The sequence below is a fragment of the Ferroplasma acidarmanus Fer1 genome, assembly GCF_000152265.2.
Taxonomy (GTDB): domain Archaea; phylum Thermoplasmatota; class Thermoplasmata; order Thermoplasmatales; family Thermoplasmataceae; genus Ferroplasma; species Ferroplasma acidiphilum.
This window is the reverse complement of sequence record NC_021592.1, coordinates 1,459,139-1,473,590: the sequence shown is the minus strand read 5'-3', so window position 1 is coordinate 1,473,590 and position 14,452 is coordinate 1,459,139. Positions and strand designations below refer to the sequence as shown.

General features: G+C 36.4%; 16 protein-coding genes and 1 tRNA gene. 6 read left to right on the top strand and 11 right to left on the bottom strand.

Annotated elements, in window-relative coordinates:
* The first annotated feature begins 113 nt into the window (after positions 1–113).
* Positions 114–914 carry a sugar nucleotide-binding protein gene (locus tag FACI_RS07560; RefSeq protein WP_009887552.1) on the top strand — a complete coding sequence of 267 codons (801 nt, stop codon included), beginning with the start codon at positions 114–116 and terminating at the stop codon, positions 912–914.
* Positions 915–943: 29 nt separating this feature from the next.
* Here the strand turns inward: FACI_RS07560 and otsB are convergent, their stop codons facing one another.
* The 3 genes from otsB to FACI_RS07545 are packed head-to-tail and all read right to left on the bottom strand — an operon-like array spanning position 944 to position 4,863.
* Entirely contained in the window at positions 944–1,675 is a 732-nt protein-coding gene (otsB, locus tag FACI_RS07555) for a trehalose-phosphatase (RefSeq protein WP_009887551.1), read from the bottom strand.
* Positions 1,659–3,011: an alpha,alpha-trehalose-phosphate synthase (UDP-forming) gene (locus tag FACI_RS07550; protein ID WP_019841698.1), complete on the bottom strand. Its 1,353-nt coding sequence runs from the start codon at positions 3,009–3,011 to the stop codon at positions 1,659–1,661. The genes otsB and FACI_RS07550 overlap by 17 nt, the downstream gene beginning before the upstream one ends.
* A 28-nt stretch (positions 3,012–3,039) precedes the next feature.
* On the bottom strand, positions 3,040–4,863 hold the full coding sequence (locus tag FACI_RS07545; RefSeq protein WP_009887549.1) for a glycoside hydrolase family 15 protein: 1,824 nt from the start codon (positions 4,861–4,863) through the stop codon (positions 3,040–3,042).
* A 111-nt stretch (positions 4,864–4,974) separates the two neighbouring features.
* On the opposite strand from FACI_RS07545, the gene menC reads away from it, so the two are divergent.
* Positions 4,975–6,060 carry an o-succinylbenzoate synthase gene (gene menC, locus FACI_RS07540; protein WP_009887548.1) on the top strand — a complete coding sequence of 362 codons (1,086 nt, stop codon included), beginning with the start codon at positions 4,975–4,977 and terminating at the stop codon, positions 6,058–6,060.
* Positions 6,057–7,187, top strand: coding sequence for a M20 family metallopeptidase (locus FACI_RS07535; protein WP_009887547.1), 1,131 nt, complete (start codon positions 6,057–6,059; stop codon positions 7,185–7,187). The genes menC and FACI_RS07535 overlap by 4 nt, the downstream gene beginning before the upstream one ends.
* 12 nt (positions 7,188–7,199) lie before the next feature.
* Here FACI_RS07535 and FACI_RS07530 read toward each other — a convergent pair whose 3' ends face one another.
* The gene (locus FACI_RS07530) at positions 7,200–7,697 is read right to left on the bottom strand and encodes a GNAT family N-acetyltransferase (RefSeq protein ID WP_009887546.1); all 498 of its coding nucleotides are present in this window, start codon (positions 7,695–7,697) and stop codon (positions 7,200–7,202) included.
* 127 nt (positions 7,698–7,824) lie between these two features.
* Positions 7,825–8,718 carry a glycosyltransferase family protein gene (locus FACI_RS07525; RefSeq protein WP_009887545.1) on the bottom strand — a complete coding sequence of 298 codons (894 nt, stop codon included), beginning with the start codon at positions 8,716–8,718 and terminating at the stop codon, positions 7,825–7,827.
* A gap of 190 nt (positions 8,719–8,908) precedes the next feature.
* On the opposite strand from FACI_RS07525, the gene FACI_RS07520 reads away from it, so the two are divergent.
* Together FACI_RS07520 and FACI_RS07515 are read left to right on the top strand one after the other, a co-directional pair.
* Positions 8,909–9,316: a hypothetical protein gene (locus tag FACI_RS07520; RefSeq protein WP_009887544.1), complete on the top strand. Its 408-nt coding sequence runs from the start codon at positions 8,909–8,911 to the stop codon at positions 9,314–9,316.
* Positions 9,309–10,406 (top strand): ATP-binding protein, encoded by a 1,098-nt coding sequence (locus tag FACI_RS07515; protein ID WP_009887543.1) that lies wholly within the window; start codon positions 9,309–9,311, stop codon positions 10,404–10,406. The genes FACI_RS07520 and FACI_RS07515 overlap by 8 nt, the downstream gene beginning before the upstream one ends.
* A gap of 44 nt (positions 10,407–10,450) precedes the next feature.
* On the opposite strand, the gene FACI_RS07510 is transcribed toward FACI_RS07515, so the two are convergent.
* Positions 10,451–10,813 (bottom strand): SHOCT domain-containing protein, encoded by a 363-nt coding sequence (locus FACI_RS07510; protein ID WP_009887542.1) that lies wholly within the window; start codon positions 10,811–10,813, stop codon positions 10,451–10,453.
* Between the two features lie 61 nt (positions 10,814–10,874).
* Positions 10,875–11,351: a helix-turn-helix transcriptional regulator gene (locus FACI_RS07505; RefSeq protein WP_009887541.1), complete on the bottom strand. Its 477-nt coding sequence runs from the start codon at positions 11,349–11,351 to the stop codon at positions 10,875–10,877.
* A gap of 235 nt (positions 11,352–11,586) precedes the next feature.
* On the opposite strand from FACI_RS07505, the gene FACI_RS07500 reads away from it, so the two are divergent.
* Positions 11,587–12,198: a hypothetical protein gene (locus tag FACI_RS07500; RefSeq protein ID WP_148285745.1), complete on the top strand. Its 612-nt coding sequence runs from the start codon at positions 11,587–11,589 to the stop codon at positions 12,196–12,198.
* 184 nt (positions 12,199–12,382) lie between these two features.
* Here the strand turns inward: FACI_RS07500 and FACI_RS09845 are convergent, their stop codons facing one another.
* The 4 genes from FACI_RS09845 to FACI_RS07480 form a co-directional block, all read right to left on the bottom strand.
* Positions 12,383–12,832: a GNAT family N-acetyltransferase gene (locus FACI_RS09845; protein WP_009887538.1), complete on the bottom strand. Its 450-nt coding sequence runs from the start codon at positions 12,830–12,832 to the stop codon at positions 12,383–12,385.
* A gap of 30 nt (positions 12,833–12,862) precedes the next feature.
* On the bottom strand, positions 12,863–13,468 hold the full coding sequence (locus FACI_RS07490; protein WP_048074066.1) for a hypothetical protein: 606 nt from the start codon (positions 13,466–13,468) through the stop codon (positions 12,863–12,865).
* 32 nt (positions 13,469–13,500) lie between these two features.
* A tRNA-Ser gene (locus FACI_RS07485) sits at positions 13,501–13,581 on the bottom strand.
* Positions 13,582–13,589: 8 nt separating this feature from the next.
* Positions 13,590–14,177, bottom strand: coding sequence for a 50S ribosomal protein L15e (locus FACI_RS07480; RefSeq protein WP_009887536.1), 588 nt, complete (start codon positions 14,175–14,177; stop codon positions 13,590–13,592).
* Between the last annotated feature and the right edge of the window lie 275 nt (positions 14,178–14,452).

Below are 14,452 nucleotides of genomic sequence, written 5' to 3'. Positions count from 1 at the left end.
TTCAAGATATTACAGAATAATATATAAATATTTACCTGATAATTATATATTACAAAAATATTTATTTATAAAGTATATTCACACTTATATGCTTTGATGACATTTATAGTAATATGTCAAAAATTCTTATTCTGGATGGGGACGAAAGTTTTGGCTTTAGATTTGCCAAAGACTACGGAGACGCCAACAAAATTCAGTCATTATTCCCATTGAAAGGCATTGAAAAATTTGCTGAATCCTTAATGGAACTGCATGATGATTATGATTTTATTATCAATAATTTTGATATACCATTTTATTCAAAAAATAAAAATTATATTGAAATGAACTACGGGATCCAGGGGCTCATAAATGAAAAATTTCAAAATGGCAAGAAAATACTCCTGTCAAATCAGCTTGTGTATTCCTCATCAAGTGCCATAAAAAATGAAGAGAGTGCAACCATTCCAGAAACAGAATATGGCAAGGCAAAATTGAAGGCGGAAGAATTGGCAAAGGGCAACGAACATTATCTTATAATAAGGAGAGGCATGACATATGGAAAATGTACCTACAACATTTATACCGATATACTGGCTGCAATAAGGAGTAAAATGCCCATAAAACTTAATAATGACATAATTATAAATCCTGTGCTCAATTCTGATCTTTCTATTGGCGTTTATAAAGCCATGAGAGATATGGACAGGGGTATTATTAATATAGCAGGAGAAGAAACAATGACACTTTATGAATTTGGGAGGAAATTATACTATTCAATACGCGACGAACCTTGCCCATTCATAAAATCTTACCTGGGGCAAAACCTTGATTACAGTATTGACTCGTCCAGGGCTGAAAAACTGTATGGGCTCAATTTTACAGGGTTGGAAGTGGTAGACTTCATGGATTTTCAGACATATAAGGGCAACTGAAACTGTTTATTTTTATATGCATATCACAACTATAAAATTTTTAACAACTCCCATAATAATGGCCTAACGCGTTCATAGGGAATAGCAAATCTGGCATGTGTATCTCCATCTCCAATCTTTATGGTTATTGCATCCTGATTGGCAATAAAAGAATCTTCATCTGTCCTGTCATCACCTATTATTATTGCAGGCCGGTTAAGGTTCCTTATCTGCTTAATTGCGGTACCCTTATTAATGTGTGGAATTCTCAATTCTATTATGTCTATTCCTGTGTATAATTCAATATTGTAACGGAATGCAAGGAAATTAATAATTTTATGTACAGTTTCACGGGAACGCTGATTTTTAATATTGCCCATATGAAAAAGGATGCTACCTGTTTTATTGTATATCCTCAATCCATGAAACTTTTCCTGAATATATACCGTATTCTGATATATTTGATTGAATAGTTCTACATATGGAGCGAATTCTGGAATATTTATCGTCTGGCCATCTATATGAAATATTGAACCATGAAGGCCTATAATATTATATTCCCCGAGAAAACGGATTATGTCACTAACCTCCCTTCCTGTAACTATATACATTTCAAAACGGGAATCTAAATGCGAGATTAGTTTAAGCAGGTCATAATCTGCCTGGTTAATTTCTGGATTCTTGATAATCGGGACCAGTGTTCCGTCATAATCAAGAAATAACTGTGGTTCCATGGAAATTATTTTTTCTATTCTATGTATAATTTTATTCTCCTGATACATGCCATTGCCTTTCTGCTGTTGTTAATATCCTCTTATACCACCAGTTACTGTTCTTTACATATACATCCTTTTTCATCCTTTTGAGCCGTGACATTTTTTCCTCTCCATCCATTTCCATTGCCCTTACTATGGCACTTGCCAGTTCATTTATATTATTAGGGTTTACTATCAACGCTCCGTCCATATATTCCGCAGCCCCGGCGAATTTTGATAGTATAAGCACACCCTTATCCGTAGTTGCTACAAACTCTTTGGAAACAAGGTTTAAACCATCCATTAATGGGGTAATCAATGCTATGTCACTTCGTGCATATAATGAAACCAGATATTTCTGTGATATTTTCCTGTATATGTAAATTATAGGCACCCATGAAGTTGTACTGTAAAGACCGTTTACCCTTCCCACTTCCATCTCCAGTTGCTCTTTAATTTCATCATATTCTGGAATGCCTGTACGGCTTGGTGTAACGTTCATTAAATATACTAATTTCCCTATAAGGTCCTTTCTGTAACTGAGAATCTTCTCAATAGCCTTTACCCTCTGTAGAAGCCCTTTTGTATAATCAAGGCGGTCTATTGAAAATATAATTGATGCTTTTTCTTTTTTTGGTTTAATTGCCATGGTTTTAGACAGGTGAAAAAAATTTTTATCGATCCCCAGGGGAATTGCAAGAGTTTTTAATCTATTTTTAACTTTTATTTCATGGTACTCCAGAGTATTGAAAAAATTCTTCTCATACAGCCTGGTATGAAATGTTACCAGATTAGATTTTGAAATGCTCTGTGCGAGAAATTTTGCTTCGGGGAGTATGCTGAAAAATTCAGGAGATATCCATGGGATGTGCCATGAGAATATTATATAATTGGATATGTCCATAGTTCTCAATATTGACGGGATCATCATAAGCTGGTAGTCATGCACCCATATTATTGTATCCGGCGTTATATTTTCCTTTATTTTTTTTGCAAATTTTTCATTTGCAATATAATAATACTTAAAAGCTGTGGAGTCAAAATGTATATTGTTTCTAAAATAGTGGAATAATGGCCATAAAACCCTGTTGGAATAGCTATTGTAAAACCCGAATTTTTCAGTTTTGTTTAGGAATACCCTTGCTATCTTATACCCATCTGTAGTTTCCTCCTGGTGTGCCATGTCATTCTTTCCATCGCCCCAGCATACCCAAGTGCCTCCGGTTCCCTTAAGCATTGTGCTGAGGGCTGTGGCAACTCCACCTACATTATATATCCTGACATCACCTCCCGGAGCATACCGGTATGAAAATGGTGCACGGCTGGTAACCACAAGTATCTTCTTCATACTCTTATAATACATTACCTGATTAAAACATTATTAAATATATCTATTTGCCCCTTAATGCTTCATCAAGTTTTATTGCTGCCCTTATAACCCCAAGATGGGTAATTGCCTGCGGGAAATTGCCAAGCATCTCCCTGCAATCATTAAAATTAATTTCCTCAGAAAAAAGCATCAGGTGGTTAGAGTGGTCAAGTATATTTTCAAATGTTTCCTTTGCTTCCATAATACGCCCTGATAATATCAAATCCTCAACATACCAGAAAGACAGTAAAAGAAATGCATTGTCATGGCCTTTCAGTCCATCATCGCTGTGATATCTAATAAACATTCCACATGGATTTTTCAGTTCCGCTTCAACCCTGGCAAGAGTGGAGACAAAACGCGGATCTTTGGCACTAATAATGCCTGTCAATGGCATTCTCAATACCGATGCATCCATCTGGTCACTCCCGTAATACTGGGTAAATGCTTTTACATCCGGGTTATACCCCTTTTCCATTATTTCATTCTTTATCTCTTCCCTTATTTTATGCCATGTTCTATATGGGGCACTATAGCCCAGTTCCCTGCCCATTTTTATTGCCCGGTTAAATGCACTCCATGATATTAATTTTGAATACAGGTAATGCTTTGGTTCTGACCTGAATTCCCAGATGCTGGAATCAGGCAGCTTCCAGATATCTTTCAGTGTATCCAGTATTTCGATGAGAAAATCCCACAGGTAAGTGGTAACAAGCCCACCTGCCTCATGGAACCTGAATACAGCATTCACTATGGAGCCGTACTGGTCTATCTGCAACTGCTCCGATGCTTCGTTTCCTATCCTTACAGGAATTGAATCCATATACCCGGATAAATTTACCTTTTTCTCCTCCAGTTTTGAATCCCCATTTACCGGATATATAGTTTTGACCTTCTTATCCTTTTGAACTATGGACATGATATCATAGAGAAATTTTGTAGCTACGTCATTTAACCCTATAAGTGAAAGTGCCTCTACAACATATGCAGTATCCCTTATCCAGGTATACCTGTAGTCCCAGTTTCGTTCTCCACCAATAATTTCAGGGAGGCTTGTTGTTGGTGCTGCAACCATCATTCCTGTAGGGTCATAAAATAGCCCTCTCAATGTAAGTGCAGATCGTATTACATGATCGTAATATAATCCACTATAGTTTATTTTTCCTGCCCATGCACTCCAGTAATTTCTTGTTTCTTCCAGCCGTGTATATGATTCATATTGCCTTACATTGCCAATTTGCCTTACTCCGCTTAATACAACAATCCATTCATGTGAACCTTTTTCCACTTTTATCCTGCTGTATACATTTCCATTTCCCTTTTTCAATTTAAGATTTGTGGAAATTCCAAGTGTGTCATCTGTACATGAGAAAATATAACCATTTCTATCCCTGGTTATGTTTGTTTTCCCTGAGCCAAAGTTAAAATGCGATTTTATATCTATTGATACTTCAACATCAGAATATGGGGCCTCAATTAGCCGGTGTATCTCCGGAAACGTTATTGTGCTATATGATGATGTTGGAAGAAAATCTGTGAGCCTTAAAATTACCTGATTGTTATTTACAAACTCTGTTATAAGTATATTGGTTGATTCTTCGTAATACTGGTTGACATTGCTTTCCATTACAGGGCTGGTCTTGAAATAACCACCATTTCTGGCATCAAGAATAGAATCAAAGACAGGATTTGAATTAAAGTTGGGCAAACATGCCCAGTCAATAGTTCCATCTATACCAACAAGTGCTGCAGTGCGGTTATTTGCAATAAAACCGTGATTTGCAATCTTTAAATAATCAGATCTGTATGCATCATGCAGATCGTAAAGCCCTCTGTATGTACCCATGGTAAAATTGATAATAATAATATATAAAGAGTTTATCAGAAGCCAGAAATAATGCTAAATGGTAAAACTGGAAAATAGGAATAGATTTATAACCAGACGTATTATATTTTTATGAAAATAACTTACCACAAGCTAAAAATGCCACTGATAAGCCCATTCACAACCAGCTTCGGAACAGATGTAAACAAGGATGTTTATGTTTTCAAGCTTGAACATAATGGAATAACTGCTTATTCTGAAAGTGTTACCGACGAAAATCCTTTTTATGGCTCAGAAGATAATTATACAGTATTCCATATTGTAAAACAGTATCTTGCACCAGTAGTAAAAGGCCTTCCAGAGCCGGATGAATTCAATGAACAGGTAAAATTTATAAAAGGCAATAATATGGCAAAAGCTTCCATGGAAATGCTTCTCTATGATTATTATGCAAAAGCAAATAAAAAATCCCTGGTAGATTACATAGGGCACAGCAGGGGATATGCAAACGTTGGAATATCACTTGGAATGGATGATATAAACGTTACATTAAAGAAGATACAGGAAGCCCTTGACCGTGGATATAAAAGAATTAAAGTCAAAATAATGAAGGGAAAGGAAATAGGTATACTAAGTGCTGTAAGGGACAATTTTCCGGATATAGTTTTAAGTGCAGACGCCAACAGCGATTATACCGAGAAGGATTTTGATTTGATTAAAAAAATAGACAGATACAATCTTGTATATCTGGAGCAGCCCCTGTACCATGATGATATAATATACCATTCAAGGCTTGCAAAGGGATTATCCACGCCATTATGCCTGGATGAATCTATTACTTCACCGGAGAAGGCACAGAAAGCATTTGAAATGGGTGCGTGTAAGGTTATAAACATAAAAGAGGGAAGGCTAGGCGGAATCGGAAATTCCTTAAAAGTTATGGGAATAGTGAAGGAATTCAAGGGCCATGTATGGATTGGAGGAATGTTAGAAACTGGAATCGGAAGGTCCTTTAATGTTTCCATGGCATCTCTTTCTGATATTAATTATCCTGGAGACACATCGCCCAATGACAAATACTTTAAAAATGACATAGTTAAGAATCCATTCACAATGGAAAATGGCACAATTAAGCCTAATAAGGGTACAGGCATCGGTGTTGAAATCAGTGAAGAGTATCTAAAAAAATATACCGTTGAAGAGGGGATAATAGCATGAATAATGTATTCCAGTATTTCAAAAGCCAGCAGGATTCAATGCTATCAGATTTAAAATCATTAGTAGAGATGGAAACTCCTTCAACAGACAAAGTGCTTCTGGATAAATTTGCAGGGTATATGGCAGGTTATCTGAAAGAGAATCTGGGAATTGCCCCGGAAATTATTAAATCAGAGAGTGCGGGAAATGATTTGCGCCTGGCCATAAAGGGTAAATCAGATAACCGGATACTTCTACTATGCCATTATGACACTGTTTTTCCTGAAGGTACTATTAAATCAAGGCCATTTAAAGTTGAGAATGGAAAGGGCTATGGGCCGGGGAGATTTGATATGAAAACAGGGCTGGTACAGACGGTGTATGCCCTTAAAGCACTTGTGAAAAATAAGGAGTTAAAATACAGCATTGTTCTTCTAATCACCTCAGATGAAGAAATAGAATCAGGCTCCTCTAAGGACCTTATTATCAGTGAGGCAAAAAAATCAATTTTCACCTTTGTAATGGAACCATCCCTTGATGGAGCCCTGAAGACAGAGAGAAGTGGAGTTGGTACAATAACCCTAAAGATTTATGGAAAAGCATCACATGCCGGCCTTGAACCGGAAAAAGGCATAAATGCAATATATGAGATGGCTTATATGATACCGGTTATAGAGAAATTAAACGATAAACAGAAAGGCACTTCCATAAATTTAGATGTTATAAATGGAGGTACCAGATCCAATGTGATACCGGATTACTGTGAAGGGATAATGGATATAAGATACAAACTGCCGGAAGAATCAGAAAGGATTATAGAAGCATTGGAAAATACTCCTCTCAGATTCCACGGTTCCAGAAAGGAACTGGAATACAAATTGAGGCCTCCTCTTGTAAAAAGTGAAGATTCAAAAGAGCTTTTCCTGAAGGTCAGGGAAATTGGTGAAAACCTCGGGCTAGATCTGGATGAAGCTTCTGTTGCCGGAGGAAGTGATGGAAATTTCTGTTCATATTACTGCCCGGTTATAGATGGGCTTGGAGCTGTAGGTGCTGGAGCCCACTCTGAAAATGAGTACATAGTTGTTGATAAAATTCCAGAGAGGACGGCCCTGTTATATCTGGCTTTGAAAGATATTAATTGGCCTTAACTCTATAATAATTTATAATATTTTTTCCATAATTTCGGTGTCAATCCATTTATTATTTAAAATGCCCTGTTCATGCATGATTCCAACTGTGCTGAAACCTCTGGAAATATAAAGTTTCCTGGCAATTTCATTGTCACGGAGCATGGTTAAAACCAGTTTATGGAATCCGTTTATTTTTGCTTCTATTATGCCGTGGTCAAGAAGGCCAGAACCGATTCCCCTACCATGATAGCTGTTTTCTACATAAATAGAAATATCGGCAACAAATCTATATGCCTCCCTGCTGGAAAATGGGTTCAGGGAAAGCCAGCCGAGAATGTTATTCCTGTTACCGGCAACCAGCACCACATACCTCGGGTCACGTTTGACAAGCCAGTCAGATGTCCACACCGGGTCTCTTTTCTTTATTTCAAAGGTCGCATTCCCTGAATCTATTCCCTGATTCCAGATATCTGCTATATAAGGTACGTCATCTAAACTGGCTTTTCTATAAATGATGCCTGTATCCATGTCCAGGTAACTATATTTGATATTTATCCTTATCTGGAGTGTTTAGTTCGAACAGATAGAAGTTTTATAAAATTTATTGATTTAAAAATGCATAAAAGACAGCTCTGCTAAGTTAGCAGCTGGAAAATTAATTATCACTGACCTGTATTATTTCCATAATGCTTTTATTAACTTTGTTCCACAGGTAACTCCTTTTTTCCATATAATTAAGCTCGGTAGAGCTGATGTGTAGTTTTGGAATAGTTACAGGAATGAAATAATTTTCAAAATCCTTCAAAATCAACGATTCCATTATGCCTTCCATAACTATTATACGATTATTTTCCTTGAATTTGTAAGGTTTCGTTCTTGATAATTTGCTCAACAGCAAGGATATGAACGATACATAAAATGGCTCGATATGGAATATTTTTATATCTTTCAAACCAAAATTGCATGAGATTATGGCGTCGCGGAAATTTAAGAATCTATCTATAAACGATTCTTTATCTGGAACCCTGTACAATAAAGAATCATACCGCTCTGCCGGGAATGCCACAATACCACCTTCTGCTGCAATTCTGGCTAGAAGGTCTATATCCTCATACTCCCGTAGATCTCTCCATCCCCCGGTTTTATCCAGTAGATCACGTGAAATTACGATTAAATTATATATTAACGCCCTTTTTTCCCTTTTTTCAAGAAAACTGTGAACAACGTCCGATGTTTCAGGGCTGTATATATTATATGGGTTAAATATTATCAGGTAGTTTCCATTGCTATGAATATATGCCAGCTGTTTCCCGGCACCCGGTGTGGTAAATGCTTCATTGATAAATTTAATTTTATCTGATTTAACATCTACAGGAATGTGGGTAGTTATCACAAGTTCATAAGGGTATCCTATCTCCTCAGCCACATTTATTATGCTTTCAAGTGATTTTTTCATCTGGTCTGAAATTTCATCCGCTACTGCACAGAATGATAATTTTATTTCCCTGCTATAGGAGATTGGCATTTCCTTTACTTCATATGATTCCATGATATATTTAACGTAATTGATTGGGGAATTAAAGCTTATCGGTTATTACTCAGATTGTACTTCACCTATTGATAACTACCTGATAATATAAAACAATACACAAATAAAGTTAAATAATGTGATATTATTATATTTAAGGAGAATTATGAGCCTTATCGTGCGGACATTAATCCGGTTATCGGATCATGAAATGGAAAATGAACTTGCTTCGAAAGTTTACATTAATGTCCCTAAAAAGGTTCTTGAAATGTATACAATTAAGGTGGGCTGTTTACTGAATGGAACCATTGAACAGATTAAGAAATTTATTGATGAGAATGAGAGCCTGAACCCCCAGATACGTACAGGGCCAAAGGATTACACCCAGATTATTGGAAGTCGGGTAAAGATGATATTTTATAGTGGACAGGGTGAAGAAGCCAAGGATTACCTTTTTTTCCCAAAACAGATAGCCATAAAGTTGACTTCTTATGCCATATTTCCCAATGATTACATTGTTAAGTTAAAGCTTGATTTTATTTCATGCGGGTGGAAACATACAAAACTATACAGCCAGACATCGGTAAATGTTGATGACACGGAGCAGTACTATGACTGAAACAAAAATTGACCATGTAAGCCTTCTGATTAGAAAAGCAATTGAGGAGGAATCCTCAGGGAATAAAAATGAAGCAGCCAGAACTTATAAGGCAGCATATAAGGAGGTTCTGGAAATAGCTTCCAGGTCAACGGGAAAAATAAAACAGAAAAGGCTGGAGCAGGCAGCCAACCTTAAAAAAATATATGAATCCATAGGTGGAGAAGCTGTTGAGGAGGACAGGATTTCTGAGGGGAAAAAGATACTTGGGACATTGAATATAGAGCCACCTGAGATTCCAAAAGTTACATTTCAGGATGTTGCTGGATTAGAAAATGTAAAAACAGAGATTATGTCAAAGATAATATACCCTATGCGGTATAAAGAGCTATCACAGGAATATAATATTGAATTCAGCGGCGGCATGCTTCTTTATGGCCCACCAGGCACCGGAAAAACCTTCATCGTTAAGGCTATTGCGAATGAAGTAAAAGCCAATTTTATAAATGTAAATCCATCAACACTTTACAGCCAGTGGTTCGGCCAGTTTGAGAAAAATATTTCCCTCCTTTTCCGTGCTGCCTATCTATTATCACCATCCATATTATTTTTTGATGAGATCGATACGCTGGTGCCAAAGAGGTCAGGCTCAGAATCTGATGCTGCCAGGAGAGGTGTTTCACAGCTTCTCACCGAAGTTGGCGGGTTAACATCCCAGAAAGACAGAAACGTATTTATCATAGCCGCAACGAATAATCCCTGGGGAATCGATGAGGCAATTATGAGGCCAGGAAGATTTGATGTAAAGATATATATTCCACCACCGGACTATGAATCAAGAAAGAAAATTTTCCAGTTGAAGCTTTCAGAGGTTAAGCACATAGACCATATTGATTATGATGAACTTGCAAATAAAACAGAGAGGTATTCTGGAGCTGATATAGAATTTATATGCAAGAAAGCTGTACAGAATGTATTTATGGAAGTAATAAAAACAGGCAATAAAATTGATGTGTCCACAGATGATTTGCTGGAAGTCATTTCACAGATACGGCCATCCATAGATGCAGGGCTTCTTAGAAAATACCAGGATTATATCTTAAATCTGTAAAGTACATAAAAAATTATAAAATTATAAAAAAATTAATTTAAAGTTCAATGGTTTTTCAGATTGTTCAGCCTTGTTTTATATTCCTCCTCTGATATCTCGCCCTTTGCATATCTTTCTCTCAATATTGCTTCAGAGTTGTCATATATCATATCCCTGCGGCATGAGCTTCCACCGGCCATTCTCATAATAAACCTTACAAAAAGTATAAGGATTAATATAGATATAATTGCCATCACGGGCATGATTATAAATGCGAACCTGCCGGGAAATCCAGTTGCTGATGGATAGACTCCTGAATAACGAGTCGCTATGTCCGGCCTCCCGTACAGGAAGAAAGACACCATACTCAGTGCCACTACAAATATTGCCAGCCCTATTATTAGCCAGATTATTTTTTTTGTTTCCATGCATATGTATCCTGAAAAAGCTTTTAACTGTTATCTGAAATGCATTTCACTGAAATATATTTCACCTTTCTTTAAGAGATATTTCATTTGTCATGCCATGCCTTCTACGATCTATTACACCCTTTTCTTCTAAAGTGGTTAAAATTCTCGATATTGTTGGAGCTGAATAGCCTGTTTTGCCTGTTAATGAGTTCTGCATTATTCTGCCATTATTCTTCTCAAGTATGGATACAATTGCGCTTTCAGAATCTGTTAACTCTATAGCTTTTCTTTCAACACCGGGTCTGGGTGCATTTGCTACCGGTTCATTGATAATTTTGAGCATTTTAGTGTATCTTTCCATTATGATCTCTATCGCATAATAAAGAATGGCGATATCTGTTGCCATAATTATAGCATATGAAATTATATAGAGTAGCAGAATTTTAAGCCCGAGTAGTTCAATGACTATCATTACTGAGCTGGCAATGATTGAAGATATCGTGGCATATATTGCAATAATTATTATTATCTTAAAATTATTATTTTTAACAGACATATTTTACTACAACATATTTATTCGGAATATAATATTTGCCTGTATTAATAATTACATATTTAATATATTAATAAAATAATATTATTATAAACAGATGGTGGCAGCTTCCTGCTGGGTTCCTGAATATTATATTATATATAGATAAAATATCCATATGAAAATTATACGGAACAGAAGATATGAGGCAGTATGGTTAAACCGAAATATTTATTATCACGTAAATACTATAAATATTATGTCTATTTTGCCAAAGAAAAAACCCAAGCTCTCAAAGGACGAAGAGCTGGAAGAAACTAAAGTCAAAATTAAGGATTTACAGATGAATTTAAAAAGGGCAATAAGGGCCCTTTTAAAAAGGGCGCAGTCCCTGGAAGAGAGCAGAAAGGCTGCTCAGGAAAGGAATTATAACGATATTGAACGTGGCCTTGAAAAGCAGATAGAAGACGTAAGGGCATTTACTACATATTTCGATCGTACCAACATACTCTTAGATTCCATATCATCACAGCTGGATATGTATAACGATGCTGGAAAAGCTATGGACCTTATTGGAAAAAGTGAGGTTGTATTCCAGGCACTTAAAATTACACCGGACCAGCAGGCAAGTTATCTCAGATCACTTGCAAGCATCAAGGATATCGCTGACAATAACCTTAACTCTATAAACGATCAGGTGGAGCGCATAAATGAAAACCTTGGTTTCAGTGAAAATTCAGATTCACCAATCTCCGAGGATGAATTGCTGACCAATTTCCTGACAAAGAGATCAGCAAAAAGCAATAAGCCAGCAGAGAAAGATGATGAAATCGATGCCGAACTTGAAAAACGCAATGCAGAACACGAGTAATATCTATATATTATTTTTAAATAGGAAAATGTCTGTGGGCAATAAAATATACTGAAGAGTTGCATTATTATGATATCAAAAAAACATGAAAAACATGATTTATTCTTTGATATTTCTGTATTCAGGCAGGAACGGAACAGGTCTGAGTTTAATATGATGCTGAATAGAATTAAAAAGCATTGAATTATATATTTTTTCTCATCCTGTAAGCATTTCTTGAACCATTGAACGGCATACTGTAATACCCATTAATTAACTCAAATGTTTCATACCCGTGGGCTTTATAGAATTTAATTGCATGATCGTTTTTCTCCCTCACTTCGAGTATAATAATAGAATATCCTCTCGCTCTGGCTTCTGCTTCTATTGCAGTAATCAGCATACTTCCGTATCCCATATCCTGGTCTTCCGGAAGAACCCCTATACTTTCTATATCTATTGCCTGTTCATTTAAGGGTCCCATTGTTGCGTACCCATGGAGTTTTGAACCGTCATCAAGGACATATGTAAAACCATTAATGCTATTTAAAATGCCTTTAAGCATAAAATTGGAATATGCCTCGTCTCCAAATGCCATTTTCTCTATAATTGATACACCATGGAAATCAGACTTCCTGTATGGCCTTACCTGCATGAAATGAAATAACAAACGTTCATATATAGTTTAATCATAATTTTCTCTGTAACTGGAAATATCGTCGAACATAGATACTGGAGGCACATCAATGCTGGTATCAGATTCAAGAACATTTTTTATAGAGTTTTTTAGCCTGCTGTCAAGTATAAGGACTTCCCCGGGTTTTATTATATTTATTACAGGCAATATATAACTTTTAAAAAGTGTATTTATTATATAATCAAATGTAATTATCCCGTTAAATTCCGTTCTATCAAATAAAGCCAGAAACGTTTCCTTTCTATTTGTCCTCAGGGGTATTATATTTATAAGTGAGACATTATCGTTCTTCTCCAGTATATCAGAATATTTCTCCATGTAAAAGTCAACATCATCAAAATTCTCCGGGTCATCCCCATGTATGCCGTTAAAATTGATAATCAATTTATCCACATGGTTTTTATCACCCTTTAAATTTAGCACTGTGAAATCGTCAATGGTAAAGAGCATATTTTTATCCTGGTAATCCAGATCTTCATATTCCAGGGTTCCCTGCTCAAAATCATCCCTGTTTACATAGGTGCAATCCCTTATTATATCAACGTTTAATAACAGTTCAATAGCTTTGTTTCTTAATTCATCCAGTTCGTCCACAATATCACCTTGCTGGCGCATAATTGTTGAAACGCCACGGGGGTGATTCGAACACCCGATCCACAAGGGAACCAGCTCTCAAGGCTGGCGCCGTACCACTGGGCCACCGTGGCTTTAAAAATTATTTCCTCAGTCTTCCATTTGCCCGTATAGAAGGTCTGCTCTTGTCACTTCCCAGTCTCCCATGTCCCAGCCCTCTGTTCTTATAAGCTGCTGATGTGAGGCCACGGTAAGCACGGCCCTTATTCTGTGGCTCAACTATCCATGAAATTTTGCTATCATTGTATATTGCCGGTGTGGCTTTATCTACAAGTATAACTTCATAGTATTTGTAAAGTCCATCCTCGCCCACATAATATGAATTAAGCACTTCGGTATTAGGGTACTTATCAGCTACACGCTCCTCGGCAATTACCTGTATGTTTTTCTTTAATGTCATCTTGGTATATGCAAGTCTCCTTGGCCTCCTGCCTCCCATTATCTTGGGCTTGTGCTGTCCGCCTCTCCTTACTCTTGCCCTTACCACTATATAGCCTTCCTTTGCCTTATATCCGACGTTTCTAGCCTTATCCAGCCTTGTAGGGCGATCCACTCTCTCAATGGAATTTCCCCTTCTCCAGGATATCATTCTTTCTTTCTGTAAGCCGTATATACTTGATTTTTTTAAATGCTTCCATTCATTTCTAATTAAGCTGTATGAAGTTTCCATATTATTCACTTTTAGTTGCTACTTCATTTATAAATGATATTTATAGATTTTTATTTCGCCTATGGCAATTATGCCCCATTGGATAAATAACATCAACTGATCAGATTACCTTTACAATTGAAATTCAGTCATAAAATCAAATATTTGTATACAATTATTACATAGAAAATAAACTTAGCCGGGATAAGGCATTTTAGAGGATTGATTATAGTAGGGATATTTATTTTTCTAACTGAATGCGGTTTTCCATAGTATTTTACTGCAAGAGGATCAGA

Excerpts from the sequence above, each read along its gene's own strand:
- FACI_RS07560 (WP_009887552.1), top strand. The coding sequence starts at position 114 with ATGTCAAAAATTCTTATTCTGGATGGGGACGAAAGTTTTGGCTTTAGA.
- otsB (WP_009887551.1), bottom strand. The coding sequence starts at position 1,675 with ATGTATCAGGAGAATAAAATTATACATAGAATAGAAAAAATAATTTCC.
- FACI_RS07550 (WP_019841698.1), bottom strand. The coding sequence starts at position 3,011 with ATGTATTATAAGAGTATGAAGAAGATACTTGTGGTTACCAGCCGTGCA.
- FACI_RS07545 (WP_009887549.1), bottom strand. The coding sequence starts at position 4,863 with ATGGGTACATACAGAGGGCTTTACGATCTGCATGATGCATACAGATCT.
- menC (WP_009887548.1), top strand. The coding sequence starts at position 4,975 with ATGAAAATAACTTACCACAAGCTAAAAATGCCACTGATAAGCCCATTC.
- FACI_RS07535 (WP_009887547.1), top strand. The coding sequence starts at position 6,057 with ATGAATAATGTATTCCAGTATTTCAAAAGCCAGCAGGATTCAATGCTA.
- FACI_RS07530 (WP_009887546.1), bottom strand. The coding sequence starts at position 7,697 with ATGGATACAGGCATCATTTATAGAAAAGCCAGTTTAGATGACGTACCT.
- FACI_RS07525 (WP_009887545.1), bottom strand. The coding sequence starts at position 8,718 with ATGGAATCATATGAAGTAAAGGAAATGCCAATCTCCTATAGCAGGGAA.
- FACI_RS07520 (WP_009887544.1), top strand. The coding sequence starts at position 8,909 with ATGGAAAATGAACTTGCTTCGAAAGTTTACATTAATGTCCCTAAAAAG.
- FACI_RS07515 (WP_009887543.1), top strand. The coding sequence starts at position 9,309 with ATGACTGAAACAAAAATTGACCATGTAAGCCTTCTGATTAGAAAAGCA.
- FACI_RS07510 (WP_009887542.1), bottom strand. The coding sequence starts at position 10,813 with ATGGAAACAAAAAAAATAATCTGGCTAATAATAGGGCTGGCAATATTT.
- FACI_RS07505 (WP_009887541.1), bottom strand. The coding sequence starts at position 11,351 with ATGTCTGTTAAAAATAATAATTTTAAGATAATAATAATTATTGCAATA.
- FACI_RS07500 (WP_148285745.1), top strand. The coding sequence starts at position 11,587 with ATGTCTATTTTGCCAAAGAAAAAACCCAAGCTCTCAAAGGACGAAGAG.
- FACI_RS09845 (WP_009887538.1), bottom strand. The coding sequence starts at position 12,832 with ATGCAGGTAAGGCCATACAGGAAGTCTGATTTCCATGGTGTATCAATT.
- FACI_RS07480 (WP_009887536.1), bottom strand. The coding sequence starts at position 14,177 with ATGGAAACTTCATACAGCTTAATTAGAAATGAATGGAAGCATTTAAAA.